The sequence below is a fragment of the Pyxidicoccus sp. M6 genome (assembly GCF_055568925.1).
The window spans coordinates 1,354,822-1,379,643 of record NZ_CM145714.1 but is presented as its reverse complement, the minus strand read 5'-3'; the positions used below and the strand labels follow the sequence as shown (position 1 = coordinate 1,379,643).

23 protein-coding genes and 1 tRNA gene are annotated in these 24,822 nt (G+C 70.2%); 15 read left to right on the top strand and 9 right to left on the bottom strand.

Going from position 1 to position 24,822, the window contains the following annotated elements:
• Positions 1-3 precede the first annotated feature (3 nt).
• Both ACVTJA_RS05880 and ACVTJA_RS05875 read left to right on the top strand, forming a co-directional pair.
• Entirely contained in the window at positions 4-651 is a 648-nt protein-coding gene (locus tag ACVTJA_RS05880) for a hypothetical protein (RefSeq protein ID WP_465834515.1), read from the top strand.
• On the top strand, positions 648-1,349 hold the full coding sequence (locus ACVTJA_RS05875) for a hypothetical protein (protein WP_465834513.1): 702 nt from the start codon (positions 648-650) through the stop codon (positions 1,347-1,349). The genes ACVTJA_RS05880 and ACVTJA_RS05875 overlap by 4 nt, the downstream gene beginning before the upstream one ends.
• Before the next feature lie 83 nt (positions 1,350-1,432).
• On the opposite strand, the gene ACVTJA_RS05870 is transcribed toward ACVTJA_RS05875, so the two are convergent.
• Together ACVTJA_RS05870 and ACVTJA_RS05865 are read right to left on the bottom strand one after the other, a co-directional pair.
• Positions 1,433-1,505 (bottom strand) — tRNA-Phe (locus ACVTJA_RS05870).
• Between the two features lie 85 nt (positions 1,506-1,590).
• Positions 1,591-2,400, bottom strand: coding sequence for a sigma-70 family RNA polymerase sigma factor (locus ACVTJA_RS05865; RefSeq protein WP_465834511.1), 810 nt, complete (start codon positions 2,398-2,400; stop codon positions 1,591-1,593).
• Positions 2,401-2,518: 118 nt separating this feature from the next.
• Here ACVTJA_RS05865 and nhaR point away from each other — a divergent pair, with 118 nt between their 5' ends.
• Positions 2,519-3,418, top strand: a complete 900-nt coding sequence (gene nhaR, locus ACVTJA_RS05860) for a transcriptional activator NhaR (RefSeq protein ID WP_465834510.1) — start codon at positions 2,519-2,521, stop codon at positions 3,416-3,418.
• A 3-nt stretch (positions 3,419-3,421) separates the two neighbouring features.
• On the opposite strand, the gene ACVTJA_RS05855 is transcribed toward nhaR, so the two are convergent.
• Positions 3,422-5,020 (bottom strand): amidohydrolase, encoded by a 1,599-nt coding sequence (locus ACVTJA_RS05855; RefSeq protein WP_465834508.1) that lies wholly within the window; start codon positions 5,018-5,020, stop codon positions 3,422-3,424.
• Positions 5,021-5,177: 157 nt separating this feature from the next.
• Positions 5,178-5,390: a hypothetical protein gene (locus ACVTJA_RS05850; RefSeq protein WP_465834506.1), complete on the bottom strand. Its 213-nt coding sequence runs from the start codon at positions 5,388-5,390 to the stop codon at positions 5,178-5,180.
• A gap of 219 nt (positions 5,391-5,609) precedes the next feature.
• On the opposite strand from ACVTJA_RS05850, the gene ACVTJA_RS05845 reads away from it, so the two are divergent.
• From ACVTJA_RS05845 to ACVTJA_RS05835, 3 genes are read left to right on the top strand one after another with little or no spacing between them, the layout of a single operon-like run.
• A complete protein-coding gene (locus ACVTJA_RS05845; protein WP_465834504.1) occupies positions 5,610-6,920 on the top strand; it encodes a glycosyltransferase in 1,311 nt (436 codons plus the stop codon).
• A 1-nt stretch (position 6,921) separates the two neighbouring features.
• Complete coding sequence (locus ACVTJA_RS05840; RefSeq protein ID WP_465834502.1) at positions 6,922-8,376, top strand: NfeD family protein; 1,455 nt, start codon at positions 6,922-6,924, stop codon at positions 8,374-8,376.
• The gene (locus ACVTJA_RS05835; RefSeq protein ID WP_465834500.1) at positions 8,373-9,218 is read left to right on the top strand and encodes a slipin family protein; all 846 of its coding nucleotides are present in this window, start codon (positions 8,373-8,375) and stop codon (positions 9,216-9,218) included. Before ACVTJA_RS05840 ends, ACVTJA_RS05835 begins: the two co-directional genes overlap by 4 nt.
• 15 nt (positions 9,219-9,233) lie before the next feature.
• On the opposite strand, the gene ACVTJA_RS05830 is transcribed toward ACVTJA_RS05835, so the two are convergent.
• Positions 9,234-9,722 carry a DUF2721 domain-containing protein gene (locus tag ACVTJA_RS05830; RefSeq protein WP_465834498.1) on the bottom strand — a complete coding sequence of 163 codons (489 nt, stop codon included), beginning with the start codon at positions 9,720-9,722 and terminating at the stop codon, positions 9,234-9,236.
• 191 nt (positions 9,723-9,913) lie between these two features.
• On the opposite strand from ACVTJA_RS05830, the gene ACVTJA_RS05825 reads away from it, so the two are divergent.
• From ACVTJA_RS05825 to ACVTJA_RS05810, 4 genes are all read left to right on the top strand, one after another.
• On the top strand, positions 9,914-10,420 hold the full coding sequence (locus ACVTJA_RS05825) for a helix-turn-helix domain-containing protein (RefSeq protein WP_465834496.1): 507 nt from the start codon (positions 9,914-9,916) through the stop codon (positions 10,418-10,420).
• The gene (locus ACVTJA_RS05820; RefSeq protein WP_465834494.1) at positions 10,417-13,089 is read left to right on the top strand and encodes a VIT domain-containing protein; all 2,673 of its coding nucleotides are present in this window, start codon (positions 10,417-10,419) and stop codon (positions 13,087-13,089) included. The genes ACVTJA_RS05825 and ACVTJA_RS05820 overlap by 4 nt, the downstream gene beginning before the upstream one ends.
• Before the next feature lie 78 nt (positions 13,090-13,167).
• A complete protein-coding gene (locus ACVTJA_RS05815) occupies positions 13,168-14,277 on the top strand; it encodes a hypothetical protein (RefSeq protein WP_465834493.1) in 1,110 nt (369 codons plus the stop codon).
• Between the two features lie 9 nt (positions 14,278-14,286).
• Positions 14,287-14,646 (top strand): hypothetical protein, encoded by a 360-nt coding sequence (locus ACVTJA_RS05810; RefSeq protein ID WP_465834491.1) that lies wholly within the window; start codon positions 14,287-14,289, stop codon positions 14,644-14,646.
• On the opposite strand, the gene ACVTJA_RS05805 is transcribed toward ACVTJA_RS05810, so the two are convergent.
• A complete protein-coding gene (locus ACVTJA_RS05805) occupies positions 14,615-15,442 on the bottom strand; it encodes an SDR family oxidoreductase (RefSeq protein WP_465834489.1) in 828 nt (275 codons plus the stop codon). The genes ACVTJA_RS05810 and ACVTJA_RS05805 overlap by 32 nt on opposite strands.
• A gap of 221 nt (positions 15,443-15,663) precedes the next feature.
• Between ACVTJA_RS05805 and ACVTJA_RS05800 the strand changes: the two genes are divergently transcribed.
• Positions 15,664-16,512 carry a S1C family serine protease gene (locus ACVTJA_RS05800; RefSeq protein ID WP_465834487.1) on the top strand — a complete coding sequence of 283 codons (849 nt, stop codon included), beginning with the start codon at positions 15,664-15,666 and terminating at the stop codon, positions 16,510-16,512.
• Between the two features lie 3 nt (positions 16,513-16,515).
• Here ACVTJA_RS05800 and ACVTJA_RS05795 read toward each other — a convergent pair whose 3' ends face one another.
• Together ACVTJA_RS05795 and ACVTJA_RS05790 are read right to left on the bottom strand one after the other, a co-directional pair.
• Positions 16,516-16,821: a YkvA family protein gene (locus tag ACVTJA_RS05795; protein ID WP_465834485.1), complete on the bottom strand. Its 306-nt coding sequence runs from the start codon at positions 16,819-16,821 to the stop codon at positions 16,516-16,518.
• A gap of 89 nt (positions 16,822-16,910) precedes the next feature.
• Positions 16,911-17,963, bottom strand: a complete 1,053-nt coding sequence (locus tag ACVTJA_RS05790) for an ABC transporter ATP-binding protein (RefSeq protein WP_465834483.1) — start codon at positions 17,961-17,963, stop codon at positions 16,911-16,913.
• A gap of 191 nt (positions 17,964-18,154) precedes the next feature.
• Here ACVTJA_RS05790 and ACVTJA_RS05785 point away from each other — a divergent pair, with 191 nt between their 5' ends.
• The 4 genes from ACVTJA_RS05785 to ACVTJA_RS05770 all read left to right on the top strand — a co-directional run bounded on the left by ACVTJA_RS05785 (position 18,155) and on the right by ACVTJA_RS05770 (position 21,830).
• A complete protein-coding gene (locus tag ACVTJA_RS05785) occupies positions 18,155-18,814 on the top strand; it encodes a nuclear transport factor 2 family protein (protein WP_465834482.1) in 660 nt (219 codons plus the stop codon).
• A 10-nt stretch (positions 18,815-18,824) separates the two neighbouring features.
• A complete protein-coding gene (locus ACVTJA_RS05780) occupies positions 18,825-19,661 on the top strand; it encodes a PfkB family carbohydrate kinase (protein WP_465834480.1) in 837 nt (278 codons plus the stop codon).
• A gap of 237 nt (positions 19,662-19,898) precedes the next feature.
• Positions 19,899-20,480, top strand: a complete 582-nt coding sequence (locus ACVTJA_RS05775; RefSeq protein ID WP_465834479.1) for an imm11 family protein — start codon at positions 19,899-19,901, stop codon at positions 20,478-20,480.
• Positions 20,481-20,516: 36 nt separating this feature from the next.
• Positions 20,517-21,830, top strand: coding sequence for a glycoside hydrolase family 2 TIM barrel-domain containing protein (locus ACVTJA_RS05770; protein WP_465834477.1), 1,314 nt, complete (start codon positions 20,517-20,519; stop codon positions 21,828-21,830).
• A 194-nt stretch (positions 21,831-22,024) separates the two neighbouring features.
• On the opposite strand, the gene gyrA is transcribed toward ACVTJA_RS05770, so the two are convergent.
• Positions 22,025-24,808: a DNA gyrase subunit A gene (gene gyrA / locus ACVTJA_RS05765; protein WP_465834475.1), complete on the bottom strand. Its 2,784-nt coding sequence runs from the start codon at positions 24,806-24,808 to the stop codon at positions 22,025-22,027.
• Positions 24,809-24,822 lie beyond the last annotated feature (14 nt).

Sequence of the window (24,822 nt, the reverse complement as noted above, 5' to 3'; positions counted from 1 at the left end):
CCCATGACGCTCACATTCCCGCGCTACATCCGTGAAGGCGTAGATCCGCAGGCCCCCATCACATTCGAATGGGATGACGAGACAACCAACGTCTTCCTCGAAGACGCTCGACTTGCCCAGCGCATTGGCGTCAGCACGGCACGGGGCATTTCTGCGCTGGCCATCGGAATCACCGAATGGATTGTCTACAGGTTCGGAGCACTTTCGGATGACCCCATGCCTTATTTGTACATCGAGGCAGCATGGGCAGGACTCAACAACTGGGACTCCATGAACCTGAAACACGGCGCGAAGTTGAAGGACTGGAAGGGCCCTGTGCGCCGGCCTCTGTTTCTCGCGATTCGCACGCTCAAGGAGAGCCTCGAGATGGCGAGCAGCGGAAGCTACCCCGCTGAATGGGCCGTCTATCTCCACTTCATCGCGCTCCACGTACTGCCCGACGCGAAGCCCTTCCGAAGGTGGCTCGACTTCGCGTTGAACCGGCTGGCCACACACTATGCGGGTGATGGCATGGGAGAGCCCGTCCCGCGTGAAGCCCTCGACCCTGACTTCGACCTCAAGCCTGAGCAAGCCAGTGAGTTGCTTTCCAACTACCTGCAGGCGGTCTCCAAAGCCGGAAACCCCTATCTCACGCTCCCGGCGGGTCCATGACCCTTCCTATCCCCGACTACATTCTGCGGGCCGGCATCCAGGACCGGGCGTTGCGTTTCACCTGGGATGACCAGGCCTACGAGAGGGCCTATGAGCCTCTCGACAAGGCGGCACGAGCGCGCATGGGCCGGCTTTCCCAGCGGGCCAACCTCGCGTTCGGGATTGCCTGTGCGGAGTGGGTCATCCACCGCTTCAAGCTCGTTTCGGATGCAGCGCTTCTCGACGACTACGTCGAGGCCGCTTGGGCCGCTGTCGTCGATGCACGGTACGCGAACTACTACCTGGAGCCCCGCGGAGATGACTGGCAGGGACCTGACCGAAAGCCGCTTGCGGTCACCCTCATGCTGCTTGTGGACACGATTGTACGGGTCGAGAACGACGACCATCCCGACATCGGCGCGGTTTCGCTCGCCAATCTGGCCGAGCATGTCATGACGAATCCCCGCCCCTTCAGGGACTGGCGAGAGCAGGTCATCCCCAGGCTGGAATCGTTTTACCCCCTGAACCCGCGCGACACCCGCGGAGAGCCGGTGCCACGCGAGGCGCTCGATCCTGGCTTCGACTTCCAGCCGGAGCAGGCACCAACGCTCATCAGCGGGTTCCTGAAGAGATTGGATTACAACTCGAACCCCTTCCTCCGCTCCCCTGCGGAGATGCGCAAGCTGTACTTCGAGGGTACGCCCTACGAGCTGCCGTGAGCGGCTCGCGCCCGGCGCCACAAGGGCTAAAAAAGAGAAAGGGCCCTGAACCGGAGTCCAGAGCCCTTCAATCTCTCTAGCTGTGCCCAGAGCCGGAATCGAACCAGCGACACGGGGATTTTCAGTCCCCTGCTCTACCAACTGAGCTATCTGGGCGTGAGGTCGCCGCGAGAAACGACGCCCTCATACCAAGCCCATCCCTAGGGTCAACCCATTTCTGGTGCCCTTGTTCGCTCGGTACTCAGGCCGCCAGGGACATCGCCTCGCCGTCCCACTGCGTGAGACTCGCGGTGAGCCTGCGGCGCAGCTTCACCCGCAGCCCCTGCTCGATCTGCCGGATGCGCACCGCCGTCACCCCGAAGCGCCGGGCCAGCAGCTCCGCGCTCGCTCCCTCGTCCACCAGCATCCGCTCCTTCACCAGCGCCCGCTCCCGCGCGTCCAGCTCCGGCCAGGCCTCCTCCACGCTCTCCCGCAGCTTCGCCGCCCACTCCGCCTTCTCCACCACCTCCTCCTGCGTCGCCCCCTCCGCCTCCAGCCCCTCCAGCCGCGTCACGTCCCCGTCCGGCGTCACCGGCGCGTCCAGCGACACGTCCCTCGCCAGGGACTCCGTCGCCCGCCCCACCTCCTCCTCACGCTTCCCCAGCGCCTCGGCCAGCCGCTTCGCCACCTCCGGGTGCCCCTCCCCCCAGCGGGCCTCCAGCCGCGCCCGCTCGCGACGCAGCTGGAACACCACCCACGGCGCCCGCCCACCCGCCATGCTCCAGTTGCGGCCGACGTACGCGCGAATCCGCGCCCGAATCCACTGGCTCGCGTACACCGCGAAGGGAATCCCCCGGTCCTCGAACCGCCCCGCCGCCTCCATCAACCCCACGTTCCCCTCCCCCACCAGCTCCTCCAACGGCAGCCCCGTCCATCGGTACTTCCACGCCAACCGCTGCACCAGCTCCAGGTGCGCCCGCACCCGCGCCTCCACCACTTCGCCCGACGCCCGCTGCACCGGCGCCTCGAGCTCAAGGGACTCGCTGGACATGCTGTGGTCGACGGCTTCCATGGACCTCCTCCGGTCTGCCCTTGGGGAAATCCCCGCGGAACGCCGAGAAACCTAAAGACTGAGGGTCCATAAGAAAATGAGGTAGTTTCAACGCAACCATTAGGTTATCCCTAAGGATATGAGCTGGCTCAACTACCACCATCTCCTGTATTTCTGGACGGTTGCGCGGGCGGGCAGCATCGCCAAGGCCAGCGAGGAGCTGCACCTCGCCCAGCCCACCATCAGCAGCCAGCTCAAGCTCCTGGAGGAGTCGCTCGGCCACAAGCTCTTCGAGCGGCAGGGCCGCAAGCTCGTCCTCACCGACGTGGGCCGCACCGTCATGCGCTACGCGGACGAAATCTTCCGCCTCGGCAACGAGCTCAAGAATGTCGTCTCCGGCATGCCCGCCGGCCAGCAGCTCCGGCTCAACGTGGGCGTGCTCGACGTCATCCCCAAGCTCGTCGCGGAGCAGCTGCTCAAGCCCGCGCTCGAGGCCGGCTCGTCCCTGCGCATCATCTGCCGCGAGGGGCCCCTGCCCCAGCTCCTCGCCTCGCTCGCCCTGCACGAGCTGGACGTGGTGCTCGCGGACGCCCCCAGCTCCGAGCCCGTCAGCGTCCGCTCCTTCAACCACCTGCTCGGCAAGAGCGGCATGTCCTTCTTCGCTGCCGGCAAGCTCGTCCAGCTCAAGAAGGACTTCCCCCGCTCGCTGGACGGCGCGCCCATGCTGCTGCCGTCGGACGAGTCCTCGGTGCGCCGCTCGCTGGAGCTGTGGTTCGAGCGCCAGGGCCTGCGTCCGCACATCGCCGGGGACTTCGACGACAGCGCGCTCCTCCAGGCCTTCGGCCAGCGCGGGCACGGCGTCTTCGCCATGCCCACCGCCATCGAGGCCGAGGTGGAGCGCCAGTTCAACTGCTCCGTCATCGGCCGCACCGACGAAATCGAGTCCTGCTTCTACGCCATCACCGTCGAGCGCAAGCTGCGCCACCCCGCCGTCGTCGCCATCGCCGAGGCGGCCCGCTCGCAGATGTTCGGCGGCTGAAGCTCAGCCCACGCGCGGCGCGCGGTACACCTCCGCGCCCGCCACCACCGTGGCCACCACCCGCGCGTCCACCAGCGCTCGCGCCGGGCCCTCCAGCGGGTCCACCGACAGCGCCACGAAGTCCGCGTCCAGCCCGGGCACAAGCCGTCCGCGCCGCGACTCCTCGAAGGACGCCCACGCCGGCCCCACCGTGAAGCCCTCCAGTGCCTCGTGCGGCGTCAGCCGCTCCTCGGGCCTCCAGCCGCCCTCGGGCCGGCCCGCCGCGTCCTGCCGCGTGACGGCCGCGTACAACCCCGCCAGCACGTCTGGGTTCTCAATCGGGAAGTCGCTGCCCAGCGCGAGGTGTGCCCCCGCATCGCGCAGGCTGCGCCACGCATAGGCGCCCTTCAGCCGCTCGGCGCCGAGCCGCGCCTGGGCCCACGGCATGTCGCTGGTGGCGTGGGTAGGCTGCACGCTCGCCACCAGCCCCGCCGCGCCCAGCCGGCGGATGTCCTCCAGCGTCAGAATCTGCGCGTGCTCCACCCGGTGCCGCAGCGCCCGCGTGCCCGTCTCCGCCGACGCGCGCAGCAGCACGTCCAGCACCAACGTATTGGCACGGTCTCCAATGGCGTGGATGCACACCTGGAAGCCCTTCTTCATGAAGGCGCGCACTCGAGCTTCCAGTTCCTCGGGCGGCATCAGCAGGAGGCCCCGCTGACCGGCCTCGTCGCAGTAGTCCTCGTGCAGCGCGGCGCCCCGGCTGCCCAGCGCTCCGTCCGCGAGGAACTTCACCGAGCGCATCGCCAGCATCCGCCCCTGCCATGGGCCCTGCTCCAGGTACGCGTGCCGCTCCTCGCCCTGCCCCGCCGCCATGGCGTACACGCGCAGCGGCAGCCTTCCGGCCGCGTCCCACTCCCGCAGGAGGCGGAAGGCGTCCAGGTCCATGCCCGCGTCGTGCACGCCCGTCAGGCCCACCTGCGCGCAGCGCTCCAGCGCCGCTTTCAGCCGCGTCTCCAATTGCGCGCGCGTGGGCGGCGGAATCACCGCGGCCACCACGTCCATCGCGTTGTCCACCAGCACGCCGGTGGGCTCTCCGCGCGCGTCCTTGAGGATGCGGCCTCCGGCGGGGTCCGGCGTGTCGCGGGTGATTCCCGCGCGCCGCAGCGCCTCGCCATTCACCCACGCCGCGTGGTGGTCCACCCGCGTGAGGAACACCGGCGTCGTGGGGAAGCGCGCGTCCAGCTCCGCGCGCCCGGGGAACGCGCCGCCGGGCCACTCGTTCTGGTCCCAGCCCTTTCCCAGCAGCCAGTCGCCCTGGAAGCTGGAGGCCGGTGCCTGCGACAGACGGCGCAGCACCTCGTCCACCGAGGGCGCCTTCTCCAGTCGCGCCGTCGTCAGGCTGCGGCCCAGCCCGTGGATATGCGCGTGCGCGTCCACCAGGCCCGGCACCACCGTGGCCGGGCCCAGCTCCACCTCGCGCGCGCCGTGCCCCGCCGCGGACTTCACCTCCGCGCGCGTGCCCACCGCCACGAGCTTCCCGTCCCGCACCGCGAGCGCCCGCGCCATGGGGCGCTCCGCGTCCAGCGTCCACACCCGCTCCGCCAGGTAGACCGTGGTCTCCACCGTGACTCCTCCGCGTCGGCTGCGGCGCACCCGGGCCTGTGTCACCCGGCCGCCGCGCGCACTGTGCGCGAGCCGGGCGGGGCTGTCACGGGATGGCAGACGGAAGGCTGCACCGGAGGACAACCCCACACCTGGGGGCGAACCTCCTTCGGCAGGCTCAGTCCGGCTCGGACGGGCCGCCGCTGCCGCCGTCCACGTCGGGCAGGGGCTGAGCGGGCCCGGGCTGGCTCTCCGGCACGTTCTGGATGGGCTCGCGCACCTCGGTGGGGCCCTGGATGGGCTCCTGGTTCTCCGTCCCGGCGGGCTGTGTCGTCTTGCAGGCAAGCGGCACGGCGGCCAGGCACAGGGCAACGAGAACAGCTCGACGCATGAGACCTCCCAATCGACTTGAGGCCCGGACCCTAGGGAGCAGGCCCTCCTGCCACAACCGGTGACGCGGGCCCAACGTCCACCAGCGGATGCACGTCCCGCCGGACAGGCCCTCCCTCCGCGCTTCGAGCCCCGGCCCACCACTGGAGACCCCCGGAAGCTCTTCCGCACCATGCGCACCGTTGGCTCGCAGCGCACTTCCTTCCCGGGAGCAGGGCCCATGTTGGACGTCGTGGATGTCGGCAAGCGGTCGCTCGCGAGCTACCGCGGCGTCGCCCCCGACGAGCAGCTCGACGAGCTGCAACACCTCTCGGAGCACCTGCGCGGCGCGCGCTGCATGCACCTCAACGCCACGTCCTATGGCGGCGGCGTCTCCGAAATCCTGCGCTCGCTGGTGCCCCTCTACAACGACCTGGGCATCACCACCGACTGGAAGCTCATCCACGGCGACGAGACGTTCTTCCAGGTCACGAAGCGCATCCACAACGGGCTCCAGGGCGCTCCCGGTGAGCTCACCGAGAAGGACAAGGCCATCTACCTGGCCAACGCACAGCTCAACGCCAACCGCCTCATCAGCGACTCCGAGGATTACGACTTCATCTTCGTCCACGACCCGCAGCCCGCCGTGCTCGCCGCGCTGTCCTCACTGCGCCAGGCACGATGGGTGTGGCGCTGCCACATGGATACGTCCCATCCCAACCCCAGCTACTGGGAGTTCCTCGCGCCCTTCCTGCCCGCGTACGACGCCGCCGTCTTCACCCACGAAGCCTTCATCCCGCCCGCGCTGCCCATCCACGACGTGTACGTCTACGCGCCCTGCATCGACCCGCTCAGTCCGAAGAACTTCCCGCTGCCGCTGGAGCTGGCCAGGCACGTGCTGGAGTGGATTGGCATCCGCACGCACCGGCCCCTCGTCACCCAGGTCGGCCGCTTCGACCGGTGGAAGGACCCGCTCGGCGTGGTGCGGGCCTACCAGCGCGTGCGGCCCCACGTGCCCGATTTGCAGCTCGCGCTCGTCGGCTCGCTCGCCCTGGACGACCCCGAGGGCTGGGAGGTGTACGAGGAGGTCCGCGCCGCCACCGCGGGCGACAGCCTCATCCACGTGCTCACCAACCTCGTCGGCGTGGGCAACATCGAGGTCAACGCGCTCCAGTCGCTCTCGGACGTCGTCATCCAGAAGTCGATACGCGAGGGCTTCGGCCTCGTCGTCTCCGAGGCCGTGTGGAAGGGCACCCCCGTCATCGGCGGGCGCGTGGGCGGCATTCCGCTCCAGCTTCCCGAGGGCACCGGCGGCGTCCTGGTGGACACGATTGAGGAGTGCGCCGAGCACGTGCTCCGCCTGCTGCGACAGCCAGAGGAGGCGCGGCTGCTCGGGGAGCGCGGGCGCGAGTACGTGAGGCAGAACTTCCTCATGCCCCGACTCCTGAGAGACCATCTGCGGCTGCTGACCCAACTCGCCGCCGCGCGGCCCCTGGCTCCGCGCGGCATCGTTCCCGCCTCCTCCATTCCGGTGGGACTGCAGGGGGTGTGAGATGCGGGCACGCTCACAGCGGAGGCTCCATGGGGCGGCGCTGCTCGGCGTGCTCGGCGTGGCACTGCTCGCCATGGAGCCCGGGGGCGCGCGGGCCACCGCCGCGGCATCCGAGCCGCTCGGTGTCGCGACCGGCGCACGGGCCAATGAGTCACAACCCGCGGCAGTGACTCCCGCCCCGTCTGCCGCCTCCGTGAGTGCCCGGCCCACCGTGGCCCGCTGCGAACTGGATGGCGTGGTGGACTCGGGCTCCAGCGACTACCTGAAGGACTGCGTGACGCGCGCGGAGGCGGAAGGACATGGCGCGCTGCTGGTGCGCCTGGACACGCCGGGCGGCTCGCTGGAGGCCACGCGCGTCATCGTCCGTGCCTTCCTCGCGTCGCGAGTGCCGGTGCTCGTCTGGGTGGGTCCGTCCGGCGCGCACGCGGGCAGCGCGGGCGTGTTCATCACCCTCGCGTCCAACCTCGCGGCCATGGCGCCGGGCACCAACATCGGCGCCGCGCATCCCGTCGTCGGCATCGAAGGGCAGGACCCGGAGGAGGCCGGGGGCAAGCAGCTCGCTCGCAAGGTGGAGAATGACGCCGTCGCCTTCGCGGAGAGCATTGCCCGGCAGCGCGGCCGCAACGCCGCGTGGGCCGCGTCCTCCGTGCGCGACAGCGCCAGCGTCCCGGCGGAGAAGGCCCGCGAGCTGCGCGTCGTGGAGCACGTGGCCTCCTCCGAGGCGGAGTTCCTCGCGTGGGCCGACGGGCGGCGCGTGGACGTCGCGGGCGGCGACTCCGTGCGGCTGGCCACCGCGAATGCCCAGGTGGTGGCGCTGACGCCGACGCTCTCGCAGCGCGCCGTGCATGCGCTCGCGAACCCGTCCGTCGTGTACCTGCTGTTCCTCGTGGCGGCGCTGGGGCTGGTGGTGGAGATGTCCCATCCGGGAGCGCTGGCACCTGGGCTCATCGGTGGCGTGGCGCTGGTGCTCGCGCTGGTGGCGTCCTCGGCGCTGCCGGTGCGCGCCGGAGCGCTCGTGCTGATGCTGGTGGGCGCGGCGCTCATCATCGCGGAGTTGTTCGTCACCAGTGGCCTGCTGGGCGCGGCGGGCACCGTGCTGCTGGCAGTGGGCGGACTCTTCCTCGTGGACCGCTTCGACCCGGGCTGGTTCGTGGACCGCTCGTTCCACCTGTCGTGGGAATGGGTGGTGCCGACCACGGCCGTGCTCGCGGGAGCCGCGGCCTACGTGGCGTACCGGGGCGCGCAGACGCGGCGGCTGCCGCAGCAGGGCGGCGACGCGGGCCTCGTGGGTGAGCGGGGCACGGCGCTGGACTCCGTCAGCCCCGAGCGGGGCGAGGTGTTCGTCCACGGCGAGCGCTGGCGCGCGACGTCTCCCGCGCCCATCCGTCCCGGAGCGCCCGTGGTGGTGCGGCGCGTGGAGGGGCTCACGCTGTTCGTCGATGAGGTGAAGACATGACCAACCTGACCGGGTTCATCAGTGCGCTCGTCCCCGCCGCCATCCTCTTCCTGCTGTTCCTCTCCGGGGTGCGCATCGTCAACGAGTACCAGAACGGCGTGGTGTTCCGGCTCGGGCGCTTCGTGGGGCTCAAGCGCGCGGGCTTCCGCTGGCTCATCCCCTTCGTGGAGCGCATGGTCATCATCGACCTGCGCACCGTTGCGCGCGACGTGCCCCCGCAGGACGTCATCACCCGCGACAACGTCAGCGTGAAGGTCAGCGCCGTCGTCTACTTCCGCGTCATCCACGCGGACAAGGCCGTGCTCCAGGTGGAGGACTTCCTCTACGCCACGAGCCAGCTCGCGCAGACGACGCTGCGCGCGATTCTGGGCCAGGTGGAGCTGGACCAGCTCCTCAGCGAGAGAGACCGCGTCAACCGCGAGATTCAGCGGGTGCTCGACTCGCACACGGACCCGTGGGGCATCAAGGTCTCCAACGTGGAGGTGAAGCACATCGACCTTCCGGTGGAGATGCAGCGGGCCATTGCCCGACAGGCAGAGGCCGAGCGCGAGCGCCGCGCGAAAATCATCGCCGCCGAGGGCGAGCACCAGGCCGCGGAGAAGCTCTCCATGGCCGCCGAGGTCATCAGCCGCAACCCGGCCACGCTCCAGCTCCGCTATCTGCAGACGCTGGTGGAAATCACCACCGGCGGCAATCACACCATCCTCCCCATTCCCCTGGACCTGCTGCACATGATTGGCGTGCAGCCACGGCCCACCACCGTTGGAGACCGGACCGAGCGCCCGGGCGACGGGTACGGCGCGGAGGAGGAAGAAGGGCCTCCCGTGGGCGGGTTGTCCTGACGAGGGGCGCGCGGCTCAGCGGGACGACGGCGGCGGGGGCGGCTCCTCGAACAGCTCCGCCCGCTCCAGCGCAATCGCGTGCCGGCCCAACCGCAGCGACGCGAGCGCGAACACCGCTACGCCGCCCAGCAGCACCACGCCCAGCGAGAAGGACACCACTGGCAGCGCCTCTGGAATCTCCAACTGGCGCTTGGTGAGGTACAGCAGTGACGTCACCACGAAGGACAGCAGCGCCGAGTACGTGAGGCCGATGGCCCGCGCCAGAATCGCGTGGCGCCGGTCGAGGATGGCCACCTCCTCGCGCAGCACGGCGCGTCGTGGATGTCCCTCCGGCAGGAGGCGCCACTCGCGCGTCATGTCCCGCACGCGCGCCGACATGCGCGCAATCTGGTTGTCCAACCCCGTCGCCACGATTCCGCACGCCGACACCATCACCGCCGGAGTCACCGCCGTGCCGATGAGCCGGATGGAGGAGAGGTCCAGGGCTTCCGAGCCGCCAGTCATGCCCTCCCCTGTCCCACCCCTCCCCCGGTGACGCAACCCGCCCGCCGGTCTTCTCGACAGTAGAACGCCCCATCTCGACACCAGGACTGGCGGGCCTGACGCATTGTGACGAGGAGACGACCTGACAGCGCCACCGGCAAATCAACAGTGGCAACTTGACACCAGAACTGTCGCCTCTTACTGTCTAGCTCGTGAGCACGCCGAAGACACAGACCGAATGGAAGCTGGCGGAGCTGGCCGAGGCGGCGGGCGTCTCTCCGCGCACGGTTCGCTACTACGTCCAGCGGGGGCTGCTACCCGCGCCGCCGTTCAAGGGGCCGGACACCGTGTACGGCGAGGAGCACCTGGTGCGGCTCAAGGCCATCCGCGTCCTCCAGGCGCGGTTCCTCCCCCTGGATGCCATCCAGGTGGAGCTGCAGCGCCTGTCCATGGATGAGCTGCGGAAGCTCGCGGAGTCGCCCCCCACCCCGACGCCGCCGACGTACGGGCCACCGACGCCCGGCGTCATCGCGGAGGCCCAGGTGCTTCCAGGGCCGGGGCTGGGCTCGCGGCCGGCGGTGATGTCACGCTACCAGCGCTGGGAGCTGGCCCCGGGGCTGGAGCTGCACGTGTCGGAGGGGGCCGACGCGAAGGTTCGGGCGCTCGCCGAGAAGGTGCGCGCCCTCATCGAGGAGTTCCAGGAAAGGGAGCAGTCATGAAGACGGAGCAGGCCGGGCTGTATACGCGCGAGGGCGCGCAGGTTCCCCTCCAGGGCGTCGAGGTGACGGGTGAGCTGCTGGGTGGACATGCGCGCGTGCGCGTGCGGCAGCGCTACCGCAATGAAGAGAAGCGCCCGGTGGAGGCCGTCTACACCTTCCCGCTGCCCTCGGACGGCACCCTCTCCGCCTTCTCCATGACGTGCGCCGGCCGCCGCGTGGAGGGCGTGGTGAAGGAGCGCGAGGAGGCCTTCCGCACCTACGACGACGCCGTCACCGCCGGCCATGGCGCCGCGCTGCTGGACCAGGAGCGCCCCAACGTCTTCACCGCGCAGGTGGGCAACCTCCTCCCCGGCGAAGAGACGGTGGTGGAGGTGGAGTTCCTCCAGGCCGTCACCGCCGAGGAGGGCGCCGTGCGGTGGATGCTGCCCACGCTGGTGGCCCCCCGCTACATCCCCGGCACCCCGACCGGCGACCGCACCGGCCACGGCGGCGTGGACCCGACGAGCCGCGTGCCGGACGCGGACCGGATTACGCCCCCCGTGGGCGAGGTGCACTACGGCCTGCGGATGGACCTGCTGGTGGACCTGGGCCGCGAGGTGGTGGTGGAGAGCCCGTCGCATGCAATCAGTGTCAACCGTGAGAGCGGCACGCGGATGCGCGTGGGCTTCTCCCGGGGCGAGGTGTCGCTCGACAGGGACCTGGTCCTCAGCCTGCGCAGCCCGGACAGCAGTGCGGTGTTCACCCCGCTCGTCACGCACCGCAAGGACGGCGCGGAGGCGGGCACCTTCGCGCTCACGGTGATTCCGGACCTGCTGGCCATGGCGTCCGCGCCGCCGAAGCAGGAGGTGGTCTTCGTGGTGGACGTCTCCGGCTCCATGGCCGGCGAGTCGCTGCCCCAGGCCCAGGCCGCGCTGCGGCTGTGCCTGCGCCACCTGCGTGAGGGAGACCGCTTCAACGTCATCGCCTTCGAGAGCAACTTCCGCAGCTTCAAGCCGCAGCCGGTGCCCTTCACGCAGCGCACGCTGGAGGAGGCGGACCGGTGGGTGGCGGCGCTCCAGGCGGACGGCGGCACGGAGCTGCTCCAGCCCATGCAGGCTGCGGTGCGGGCCGCGCCGGACGGCGTGGTGGTGCTGCTGACGGACGGGCAGGTGGGCAACGAGGACGAAATCCTGAAGGCCGTGCTGGCCGAGCGGAAGACGGCGCGGCTGTACTCGTTCGGCATCGGCACCAACGTGAGTGACGCGCTGCTGCGGGACATGGCGAAGCAGACAGGCGGCGCGGTGGAGTTCATCCACCCGGGCGAGCGCATCGACGACAAGGTGGTGGCGCAGTTCTCCCGCGCGCTCGCGCCGCGCGTCACCGAGCTGCAGGTGAGCTTCGAGGGCGTGGAGGGCACGGAGCTGGCTCCGTCCGAGCTGCCGCCCATGGTGGACGGCGTGCCCTGGACGCTCTTCGGCCGCTACCCCACGCCGGGCACGGGCAAGGTGACGCTGCGGGGCAAGTCGGGCCGTGAGCCCTTCGCGCTCACCGTGCGCGTGGACTTCCCCGCCGCGTCGGACCGGCCGGCGGTGGAGAAGCTGTGGGCGGCGGAGCGCATCCGCGGCTGGGAGGCCTCGGGGCTCACCGGCCGCCGCGCCGAGTCCATGAAGAAGCGCATCGTGGAGCTGGCCGTCGCGCAGCAAATCGTCACCCGCTACACGTCCTTCGTCGTGGTGGAGGAGCGCACGGCGGAGCGCCGCGCGTCGGGTCAGCCGGAGACGCGCGTCGTCCCGGTGAATGCGCCCGCCGGCTGGGACATGTTCGGCACGGCGAAGCAGGAAGAGGCCGACCTCGACGGAGCCATGCCCATGCGCCGCAGGAGCCGTGCGGCGCCGACGCTCGGGGGCATGCCCAGTAAGCCGATGCCCGCCGCCGCCATGCCTCCCGGCGGGCCCGGTGCCGCCTCCGGCGGAGCCTTCGCGCCTCCGCCTCCGCCCGCACCCTCCGTGGCCCCGGCGTCCCCCGCGAGCTTCGCGAGGGCGCCGGCCTCCGTCGCCGCGCCCATGAAGGAGATGGCCAAGAGCGCCCCCGCGAAGAAGTCGAAGGGTGGCTTCCTCTCCGGCATCTTCGGCCGCGGCGAAGAAGCGGAGCGGGGCATCCATCAAGAGGCACTGGCCGCTCCCGCCGAGCCGATGCTGGACGAGGCGTACGGCATGGACGACGAGATGTCGCCCGCCGAGAGCCCGGTGCTGGCCGACTCCCTCTACGCCGCGGAGGAGGCTCCGTCCCTCGGGCGTGCGGAGGGCGGCGCGGGTGCGGAGGCGCTGCTGGGGCGGCAGCTCGCCAATGGCCTGTGGGCCGGCACCGGCACGGGTCCGGAGCCGGTGCGCCAGGCGCGCGCCACGGCGCTGGTGCTGCTGGAGCTGCTGCGCGAGGGCATCACCAGCAGCCACCCGCTGCACGGCGCGCAGGTGAAGAAGGCGGTGGAGGCGCTGCTGGCGCTCGCGGCCAGCATCACCGGTGAGCCGCAGGTGGCGGAGCTGGCGCTGGGCGTGGCGTGGCTGGTGGCGGCGGGCCCGCGCACCCGCGGCCGAATCGAGCAGGCCGCGAAGCCGCTGGCCGGCCTCAACGGCCGCATGGGCAACGAGGTCGCCCTGCGGCAGCACGTGGACTCGCTCGCCGCGCGCTGAAGTGAAGCACGGGGCCTCCGGCCCCCACGCGTGGACCTGCGCGAGGGGGCCGGCTTCATCGCGTAGAGTGCGCGTCCGATGACGCTCACCACGCTCCTCCTCGTTGCCCTCTCCGCCGCCCAGGTCACTCCCGCGCCGGATACCTCGAGGGACACGGCCACCGTCACCGCGCCGCCCCTCATCCCCACGCCTGATGCATGCTCCGCCAGCGCGGAGGCGGACTACGCGGAGGGCTTCGACGCGCTCGTGCGGGGCGAGGACGCACAGGCGCTGGAGGCGCTCCAGCGCGCGCTGGCCGTGTGTCCCCAGCACCCGTACGCCACCGAGCTCGTCCGGCTCGCGAAGGCGCGGCTGAGCCCGGGCGGACGGCTGGCGCAGGCGGCGGTGAGCGAGCTGGGGCCCGAGGGGCGCTCGAACGCCGGGCTCGCGGCGATGACGGTGGTTCAGACGCTGCATGGCACGACGCAGGGCATCCTGCTGTGCGCCATCGCCGAGTGTGACGGCCGGGGGTACGCGGCCGCGTCGCTGGCGGGCGCGGGCCTGGGCGCCGCGGCCACACTGCTGCTCGCGAAGGAAGACGGGGTGACGTCCGGCCAGGCGGCGGTCATCAACTCCGGCACGGTGTGGGGCTTCTGGTTCGGCATCGCCTCGATGCTCGCGTTGGACCTCGAGGGGGACGACTCGCTCGGGGCCGTCATGCTGGGCGGCGCGGGCTTCACCGGCGTGGGAATCCTCCTGGCCACCACCGTGCGCCCCACCGCGGGACAGGTGTCCATGGCCAACTCGGGCGGCCTGTGGACGGGCGTGGTGACGGCGCTGTTGCTGGCCACGTCGGACAGCGACGACACGAAGACGTTCTTCGCCGTGGAGCTGGGAGCCACGGCCGTGGGCATCACCTCGCTCGCGCTGCTGTCCACCAACGTGCCGGTGTCGCGCGGCCGCATGCTCATCATCGACGCGGGCGGAATCCTCGGCGGGCTGCTGGGCGCGACGGCCACCTTCGTCGTCGCGGGCGACGACGCGGGAGACGCCATCCTCGTGGGCGCCGCCGCCGGCGTGGTGACGGGGCTCGGGCTCACCGCGCACTTCACGCGCAACTTCGATTCACGTCACGCGCCCCAGGCGGTGCTGACGCCCGCCCTCCTCGGCCGCGACGGCGCGGGGCTCGCGGTACTCGGCAGGTTCTGACGGCACGCCATGCCGCCACGCGGGCCCCACGCCGCGGCGCCCACCACGCCCGACGGGCGCTACCTCGTCGTGGACGGGCAGTTGTGGCGCCGCTCCAACCCCGCCCTCGGGCCCCGGCAGCGGCAGCTCCTGGTGGAGGTGCTGATGCGCGCGCGGCGGGACGTGGGCCGGGCCCTGCGCGCCGGGGACGCCGCGGCGGAGCGCAAGGCGCGGGACACGGTGCACCGCGCGAAGGTGGCGCTCGGAGAGCGGGGGCCGCCGTGGTGGACGGACGGCGCCCCGGACTTCAACCGTCACCGCGTGGAGCGCACGCCCTACGCGGCGTGGTTCGCGGCGCTCAGTCCCGGGACAGGCCGTAGAGGGACATGACAATCATCTCGAAGGTGCGCGAGGGCAGCACCGACTTCGCCACCACCGCAGCGCGCTGCGCCAGCTTGCCCACCGAGTAACGCACGCGCACGTGCCCCTTCTCCAACAAATCCAGCACCCGGCGCGCCACGTCCTCCGGAGGCACGCCGGCCCGCTCGTCCGCCTCGATGGTGCGCAGCGCCGTCTCGAAGTGCGAGCGGTACGCGGAGCCCGGACCGGACTGGCCCGCCTGCACGCGGTTCTCCGTGATTCGCGTGCGCACGTCGCCGGGCTGCACCAGAGTGGCCTGGATGCCGAAGGGAGCCACCTCCTGGCGGAGGCTCTCCGTCAGCCCCTCCAGCGCGAACTTGCTGGCGCTGTAGAGCCCCTGGAAGGGCAGCCCCACCTCGCCGCCCAGCGAGCTGATGTGGATGAAGAGGCCCGAGCGGCGCTCGCGCATGGACGGCAGCACCGCCTTGCACACGCGAATGACACCCAGCAGGTTGGTGTCCAGTTGCTGCTTCGCCTCCTCGATGGAGGTGTCCTCCAGCGCGCCCGCCAGCGCGTAGCCCGCGTTGTTGACCACCACGTCGATGCGGCCTTCCGCCGCCAGCACCGCGTCCACCGCGCGCCGCACGGAGTCCTCGCGGGTGACGTCCAGCTCCAGCCAGCGCCAGCCCTTCGGCATGTCGGCCAGCGCCTGGCGGCTGGTGCCATAGACGATGTGCCCGCGCTCGCTCAGAAGGTCCGCGCAGGCCCTGCCAATTCCAGACGACGCTCCGGTGATGAGTACGACCCTACCCTGGGATGCGACCATGTATCTGCTCCGCAATCCCCCCAGGCCCCCGCACAAACCATGTGCATCGCGTGGGAACAAGCCACTGGAATGAACTGGAACCCAGAGTGCGAGTTCGCACTGGGATGCGACTGCGCCAGCGCTCATACGTTCGGTTGCTGGAAGGCGGAGGAGAGAGGGGCCGGGTTGAATTCCCGGATTCCCGCTGCGAGAACAGCGGCTCCTTCCGCCACGGAGCTCCCATGGCCCACCTGTCCCGACTGCTCCCGCTGCTGTGCCTGGCCCTGCTGTCCGCCCCGTCGGCTCGCGCGGAGGACACGTCCGCCTTCGCGGCGCGGGTGAAGCCCTCCATCGTCCAGCTCGAGCTGCTGGGGCCCTCGGGCCAGGTGGTGGGCTCAGGGACGGGCTTCTTCATCTCCGAGGACGGCCTCGTCGTCACCAACGAGCACGTGGTGGACGGGGCCCGGGAGATGCGGGCCCGGCTGCCCGACGGCAGCACGCGCACGGTGCTTGGTGCCCTGGCGCGCAGCCCGGAGCGCGACGTCGCCCTCGTGAAGCTGGAGGGGACGGGCTACCCCGCGCTGCCGCTCGGCGTGGACGTGACGGTGAAGGAGGGCATGAAGGTGCTCACCGTGGGCAACCCGCTCGGGCTCACCTTCAGCGTCTCCGAGGGCATCGTCTCCGCGCTGCGCCCGGACGGCCTGCCGGAGGAGAACCAGTACTCCGAGGCGACGAAGCACGCGATGATTCAAATCACCGCGTACAGCGCCTCGGGCTCGAGCGGCTCGCCGATTCTGTCCGAGGACGGCCGGGTCATCGCCGTGCTGCAAGGGGGCATGGGCACGTCGAGCAACCTCGTCTTCGGCATCCCCGTGGACGTGGTGGCGAAGCTGAAGGCGGGGCTCGCTCCCGGCGCCGTGCCGCGGCCCTTCCAGGAGTTCCCCTGGAAGGGTGTCATCGGCTCCTCGGCGTTCTTCGGGTTGCTCGCGGCGGCGTGGGCCTGGTCCAAGCGCCACGAGTGGCGCAAGGCACGCCACATGAAGAAGGCCGAGGCGTTGACCCGGGCCTTCTTCAAGGAGTACCGCAACTGACGGCTACACGGACTTGCGGACGCTGGAAGGCAGGCGCGAGCGCCCCTCCTCGTCCAGGGGGAGTCCGTCGGTGTCCTTCCTCGACTGGTGGCGTTGCACCTCGCGCACCATGAAGAGCGCGGCGGCGGACAGCACGCCGATGTCGTCCAGCCAGCCGAGCACCGGGATGACGTCCGGAAGCGCGTCCACGGGCGACAGGAAGTAGACCACCGCCAGCACGCCAGCGAGCTTCCGCCAGAGCGACACCCGCGGGTCGCGCACATAGCTGAAGAAGCGGGTACCCATGCCACGAAGGCCTGCGATGTTCATGCCCACCTCTACGCGTGAGAGGCCAGGGTGATTGCAGCCCCGGCCCGCACGTAGCGTACGACGTTTGCCCGGCCGAAGGGCAGCCGGCCTCAGTCCGGACTGTCTTCCAGCACCACCGCGCGGCCCACCACCTCCAGCCGCGCTCGCGAGCCCACGCGCAGGGGCAACTCCGGCGCGCCGCGCACGGTGAGCGCCATGCCGTTGCAGGCGACGGTGAACTCGGCGCTGTGGCCCTGGAACTCGCGCGCAAGGACTTCCGCGCGCAGGGCGCCGCCCACCGCGACGGTGTCGCTGTCGGGCACGAGGCGCAGGGCCTCCGGGCGCAGGGACAGCAGCACGTTGCCCTTCGCGTGGCCCGCCACGGGGAGGATGCCGAGCATCGTCCGCACGCCGTTGCCGAAGCCCACGCCGGGCAGCAGGTTGGTGCCGCCGAGGAAGTACGCGACGAAGGCGGTGCGCGGCGTGGAGTAGACGGCCTCGGGCGTGCCCACCTGCTCCACCTTGCCCGCGCGCATCACCGCGAGCCGGTCCGAGATGGCCATGGCCTGGGCCTGGTCGTCGGTGACGAGGAGCACGGTGACTCCGAGCGACTCGAGCACGCGGCGCAGGTCGACTCGCGTGGAGACGCGCAGCGTGGCGTCGAGGTGGAAGAAGGGCTCGTCGAGCAGGAGCACCCGGGGCCCCGGAGCGAGCGCGCGGGCGAGGGCCACGCGCTGCTGCTGTGTGACGGTGAGCGCCTGCGGCTTGCGCGTGTCGAAGCCCTCCAGGCCGAGGCGCTTCAGCATGGCGTGGGCGCGTGCGTGGGCGTCCGCGCGTGGCAGCGAGCCGAGGCCGAAGGCGACGTTGTCGAGGACGGACAGATGCGGGAAGAGCGCGGGGTCCTTGAACACGAGGCCCACGCCGCGCTGCTCCGGTGGGACGAAGGTGCCCGGCCCCGCGAGGGTGCGGCCATCCAGGGTGAGGGCGCCCGAGTCGGGGCGCTCGAAGCCGGCGACGAGGCGCAGGGCCGTGTCCTTCCCGCAGCCCGTGGGGCCGATGAGCGCAACGACTTCGCCCGGTTCCACCTCCAGCGAGAGGCCTTCCACGGCGGGGCCGCCTGTGGAGCTGCGCAGGGTGAGGGCATCGAGTGAGAGGAGGGGCATGACCGGAGCGCGGCGCACCCTACCGCGTTCCCGGGCGGGAGGAAGCCCTCCGGGGGCGCCCCCGCGGCTCGGTGGGCGCCGCGTGGCATGGCGGCCGGAGGAGAACTGCTCGAGCACCTGACCCGAGCGTGCCGGAGCGCCGCGGGATAGCCTCCGCGCCGCAAGTCCACTCGCCGTCGCGGAGACACACCATGCTTCGCCCGCTCATCGCAGCCTGTGCCGCCGTCCTGCTCCATGCCCCGCTGGCCTCGGCCGAGCAGCCGCCGAAGCCCGCGCAGCAACAGCCCGCGCAGCAGACGCCGCCGAAGCCTCCAGCCGCGCAGCAGCCGCCCGCCGCGCTGAAGGCCGCGGGCGAGCGCACCCAGGCCGCGCTCCAGCAGGCTCCCGCAGCGAAGCCCGAGGATGTGCGCTCCATCGCGAGCCTCATGTCCGCGCTCTACGACGTCATCAGCGGCCCCGCGGGACAGGCGCGCGACTGGCAGCGCTTCCGCTCACTGTTCTATCCGGGCGCGAAGATGATTCCCGTCCGCCGCCCCAAGCCCGGCGCGGCGGGCCCCGGCATCTCTCCCATCAGCCCGGACGACTACGCCGCGTGGGGCGTGGACTTCTTCAACAAGCACGCCTTCTACGAGAAGGAGACCCACCGCGAGGTGTCCGGCTACGGAGACCTCGTCAACGTGCTCAGCGCCTACGAGACGCGCGAGGCCGCCGACGGCCCGGTGACGTCGAAGGGCGTCAACAGCCTGCAGCTCGTGTTCGATGGCCAGCGGTGGTGGGTGCTGAACATCGCCTGGATTGACGAGAAGACCGCGGGCACGCCGGTGCCGAAGGACTTCGCGCGCAAGGAGTAGAAACGGCCTCATGAGCTCCCGTGCGTCATGTGAGTTGCTCGTCGTGGGCAATTACTGTCACGACCTGCTGCGGCTCGGACCGGGCCGGGAGACGCATGCGCTCGGGGGCTCGTCGGCGTACATCGCTTCCGTACTGGACGCGATGCGGGTGGACTACGCGGTGGCCGCCGTCGCGGGCGACGACTTCCGGTACGCGAGCCACGTCCGGCACCCGCCGCGCATCGTCCCGGGCACGCGCACCACGCAGTTCATCGCGGAGCTGGGACAGGGTGAGCGGGTGCTCCGGGTCAGCGCCCGCGCGGAGCCCATCCGCCCCGAGGACATCACCGTGGACGCGCGCGTGGCGCTGGCCTGCGGCGTCATGGGCGAGCTGCTCCCGGAGACGCTCGTCCGAGTCTCCGAGCGGGCACGGCACGTGGTGGCGGATGCGCAGGGGCTCCTCCGAGCGCTGGATGGCGAGGGGCGTGTGCTCAACCAGCGCATCGAGGAGACGCCGTACGCGCGGCTCCTGGAGCGCATCCACGTGCTGAAGGCCAGTGAGGAAGAGGCGCGGGCGCTGGACGTGGAGCAGGTGAGGAAGCGGACGTGCCTCGTCATCACCCGGGGCTCCGCGGGCTGCACGGTGCTCACGGTGAGTGAGCGCATCGACGTGCCTGCATTCCCCGCCGAGGAGGTGGACCCCACGGGCGCGGGAGACTGCTTCCTCGCGGGCTTCGCGCTGGGCCTGCTGCGGGAGTTGCCGCTGGCCCGGTGCGCGGAGTTGGCGAACTGGTTCGGCGCGCAGGCGGTGATGCAGGTGGGCGTGCCGAAGCTGGACGTGTCCGGGCTGCCCGCTTCGCTTCGCTGACGCGACCCCTCCCCGCGGGGCGGGACGAGCGTGTGCTGGTGGAGTGTGCGGCCCAGCCGTGTCAGCCATTGCGCTATCCGTATGCCATTGCGCGGGCCACGGGCACGCAGCACGGGGCGCTTACGAGACACTTCCCGCCACCACTCCATGTTCGCAAGGCAGATGTCACCAGATGAAGCACGCGACAACAGGACTGCCACTGATCAAACGCGTTCTCAAAGCGGGGGAGTGACCTTCATGCAGAAGGACTATTTCGTCATCGAATCCGAGGTGTCGAACAGCCATCCGCTGCTGGAGTGGGACCAACTTGCTGGCTCCTTCTACAAAGGCGTTGCCGTCAAGGTGGATGAACCCGTGCGGCTCCGGCTGGGCGCGCCAGTTCCTCGCAATCCGATCATGGTGGACCACCATGAGCTTCCAGAACCGGTGTTCTCAACCCGGCTCAAAGAGCTGCTGGAGCCGATGAACCTCTTCCGGGTGCAGCTCATCCCCGCCGACGTCAAGGTGAGGCAGGACGATGTCCGGCGCTACTGGCTGATGCACGTCTTCAACCAGATTGTCTGTATCGACCGCCAGCGCTCGTCTCTCTCCATCGACGAGGACGACGGCGACATCCTGGGCGTCCGCAAGCTGGTGCTGGACGAAGAAGTCCTGAGCGCCATTCCCCTGGAGCAGCGACTCGTCTTCAGAATCAAGGAAACCTGCTCCACCCACGTCTTCCACCAATCCGTGGCGGAGAAGGTCCTGTCCCTCAAGCCGGAAGGGCTCCGCTTCATCCCCGTGGAGCACTGGAACGACGGAGCCGCATTCCAGCCATGACGTGCGCTCCGGGCGTTCCTGGTACAAATGCAATCCATGAACCTGGTCCGCCCTGCCCTCGCGCTCCTGTTGGCGTTCGTCCTCGTTCCCCCGCTCTCCGCTCGCGCCGCCACCGCCATCGTCAAATCCGGTGAGGGCTGGCAGCTCCAGGTGGACGGGAAGCCCTACGTCGCCAAGGGCGTCACCTTCAGCGGCAGCCGTTCCGCGGACTACGAGCAGGACTGCGCACGGCTCGCGTCCCTCGGCGTCAACACGCTCCGCACCTGGGGCACCGGCAGCGAGACACGGGTGCTGCTCGACGCCGCGCAGAAGCACGGGCTCAAGGTGCTCGTCGGGCTCTGGCTGCGGCAGGGTCGCCCCGGTGCCGAGAGCGACGACTCCTTCGACTACCTCCACGACACCCAGGGAATGAAGAAGCAGCTCACGGACACGCTGACCCAGGTCCGCGCGTACAAGGACCACCCCGCCGTGCTCGCCTGGGGCATCGGCAACGAGGTGCTCCTCAACTCTCCCAACGACGCCGCCAAGGAGGCCTACGCCCGCTTCCTGGAGCAGGTCGTCCGCGAGGTGAAGAAGCTCGACGCGGGCCACCCGGTCATCTCCGTGGATGCGTGGACGCTCGGCGTGCCGTGGTGGATGAAGTTCACGCCGTCCCTCGATGCCTACGGCATCAACGTCTACGGCGGTGGCATCCACGCACTTCCCGGCGAGCTCCAGAAGGCCGGTGTCACCAAACCCTGGCTCATCACCGAGTTCGGCGCCCAGGGAGAGTGGGACGCGCCCAAGGACGCCAACGGCATCCCTCGCGAGCCCACGGACACCGAGAAGTACGACGCCATCGTCGATGGCTGGAAGAACGCCCTCGCACCGCACGTCCAGACGGGCCGCTGCCTCGGTCTGTTTGTCTTCAACTACAGCGCGTCGTTCGACCACACCGGGCTGTGGCTCGGCATGTTGTCGGGCACGTCCACGCGGCCCGCGTGGCACGCGGTGCGCGAGGCCTATACCGGCCAGAAGCCCGCCACGCCCCTGCCCGCCATCACCCGCGTCACCGTGGGCGCGGTGAAGCGCGAGAAGTCCGGCACCTTCGCCCAGGTCGCCGTGGAGACGCAGAGCGCGGAGGCCACGCCGCTCGACATCTCCTTCGCCTACAACTTCCGCGGCGCCGCCACCCGCCACGAGCAGGGCGAGGTGGTGCGGCTCCAGGCCAACCCCGGCGCCACGCCCGGCTCCTGGCTCGTGCGCCTGCCCTCCGTGAAGGGCCCCATCAAGCTCTACACGCTCGCGAAGGACCGCTCCGGCAACCTCGCCGCCGCCACCACCTCCGTCGCCCTGCCCTCCGCGCCCTGAGTCAGGACGCGGGCTCGGCGGAACCACACCTCAGCGGAAGGAACGCTCCTTCCGCGAGCCCGGGCCCGCCGCGCTTTGGATTGAGGCCACGCATCTGGCCTGTGGCCTCTGCCCGCGTCCGAACACGCCCCAAGAAAAACGCCCCCTCCTGAAGCAGGAGGAGGCGTCATTCATTCACAGCGGCGTCCCGTCGCTCAGCCCTCTTCGGGCGACTCCGGGCCGGTGGCGCCATTGCTCTCGGGCGACTCCGTCTCCTCGGCGGCGGGTGCTTCGCCCTCCACCGGAGCCGACGCACTGGCCTCCGCCGGAACCGCGCCCTCCACCGGGGACACCGTCTCCTCGTCCTCGGACGCCTCGCCCTCGGGGAGCTTGGAGATGGCCATCACCTTCTCCTGCTCGTTCTCCAGGGCAATCAGCCGCACGCCCTGCGTGTTGCGGCCGATGACGGAGATTTCCTTCACCCGCATGCGGATGAGCATGCCGCCGTTGGTGACGAGCATCACCTCGTCCGTGTCGCGCACCTGGAGGAGGCCCACCACCTTGCCATTCCGCTCGGTGGTCTTGATGTCGATGATGCCCTTGCCGCCACGGCCCTGCTGCCGGTACTCGGCCTCCTGCGTCCGCTTGCCGTAGCCGTTCTCCGTCACGGTGAGAATCGTCGTCTCCGGCTCCACCACGTCCGCGCCCACCACCTCGTCGCCGTCCTCCAGCGTGATTCCCTTCACGCCGTAGGCCTGGCGGCCCATGGAGCGCACCTCCCCCTCCGGGAAGCGGATGCTCATGCCCGTGGCCGTCGACAGCAGGATGTCCTTGCTGCCGTCGGTAATCATCACCGACACCAGCTCGTCCCCATCGTCGATGCCCAGCGCGATGATGCCGCTGGAGCGCACGTTGGCGAACGCGCTCAGGTCCGTGCGCTTCACCACGCCCTTCTTCGTCACGAAGAACACGTACCGGTTCTCCGGGAAGTCGCGCGTCACCAGCACCTGCGCCAGCTTCTCGCCCTCGCCGAACTGCACCAGGTTCACCATGGCCTTGCCGCGCGACGTGCGGCTGCCCGACGGAATCTGGTGCACCTTCAGCGAGTACAGCTTGCCCTTCGTCGTGATGGGCATCAGGTACGCGTGGGTGCTCGCCACGAAGAGCTTGCTGACGAAATCGTCCTCCTTCGTCGCCGCCCCCGTCTTCCCGCGCCCACCGCGCTTCTGCGCCCGGTACTCGCTCAGCGGCGAGCGCTTCACGTAGCCGGTGTGCGAGAGCGTCACCACCATCGTCTCCTCGGCGATGAGGTCCTCGCTCGTAATCTCATCCACCGCGCCGGTGATTTCGGTGCGGCGCTTGTCGCCGTAGCGCTCGCGAATCTCGACCAGCTCCGTCTTGATGACGTTGAGCAGGCTGCGCTCGTTGGCGAGGATGTCCTGCAGCCGCGCAATGGTGCGGATGAGGTCGATGAGCTCGCGGAACAGCTCCTCGCGCTGCAGGCCGGTGAGGCGCTGCAGGCGCATCTCGAGGATGTTCTGCGCCTGCTCCTCGCTGAAGCCCGCGCCCTCGTACTTGTGCGCGAGCCCCTGGTAGGACGGCTCCTCGTTGCGAGCGCGCGAGACGAGCAGCTCCATCTGCGCCTTCGCCGCCGCGTAGTCGATGCGCTGCAGGTTGCCGAAGCGCTCGTGCTCGTACAGCGACGGCGACAGGATGTGCATGAGGCCCCAGCGCGCCTCGTCCGGGTCCTTCGACGCGCGGATGAGGCTGACCACCAGGTCGATGAGGTCCTGCGCGACGAGCAAGCCCTCGACGATGTGCATGCGAGCGAGCGCCTTGCGCAGCTCGTAGCGGCTGCGGCGCGTCACCACGTCGCGGCGGTGGGCGATGAAGCGGTCCAGCAGCTCCTTCAGGTTCAGCGTGCGCGGCTGGCCACCGTCGATGGCGAGCATGACGGCGCCGAACGTCGTCTCCAGCGGCGTCATCTGGTACAGGTTGTTGAGCACGACCTGCGAAATCGCGTCGCGCTTGAGCTCGATGACGATGCGCATGCCCTGACGGTCGCTCTCGTCACGGATGTCGCTGATGCCCTCCAGCTTCTTCTCCCGCACCAGCTCGGCAATCTTCTCGATGAGCCGCGCCTTGTTCACCTGGTACGGAATCTCCGTGAAGATGATGGCTTCACGGTCCGCACGCTTGGAGGTCTCGATCTCCGAGCGCGCACGAATCGTAATTTGCCCGCGCCCCGTCTCGTAGGCGCGGACGATGCCCTCGCGGCCGGTGATGATGGCGGCGGTGGGGAAGTCCGGGCCGGTGATGAACTCCATCAAGTCCCGGACGGTGCAGTCCGGGTTGTCGATGAGGTGCAGCGTGCCGCTGATGACCTCGGTCAGGTTGTGCGGCGGGATGTTGGTGGTCATGCCCACCGCGATGCCGCTGCTGCCGTTGACCAGGAGGTTGGGGAACTTGGCGGGGAGGACGAGCGGCTCTTCGAGCGAGTCGTCGTAGTTGGGACCGAAGTCGACGGTCTCCTTCTCGATGTCCGCCAGCAAATCCTCCGCCAGCCGCTCCATGCGCACTTCGGTGTAGCGCATGGCCGCGGGCGAGTCGCCGTCCACCGAGCCGAAGTTGCCCTGCCCGTCCACGAGCAGGTAGCGCAGGCTCCATTCCTGGGCCAGGCGCACCATGGCGTCGTACACGGACGCGTCGCCGTGCGGATGGTACTTACCGATGACGTCGCCAACGACGCGGGCGCTCTTCTTGTACGCGCGGTTGTGGGTGTTCCCGAGGTCGTTCATCGCGAACAGCACGCGGCGATGCACGGGCTTGAGGCCGTCGCGGACGTCGGGCAGCGCGCGGCCGATGATGACGGACATCGAGTAGTCGAGATACGAGCGTCGCATCTCGTCTTCGATGTTCACGGGGATGAGCTCCCCGGCGCTGCCAGGAGGCGGAGGCGCGGGGGGCGTTGCCGGCTTGTCGGTAGTGTCGTCAGCCATGAGCTCTGAAGGTG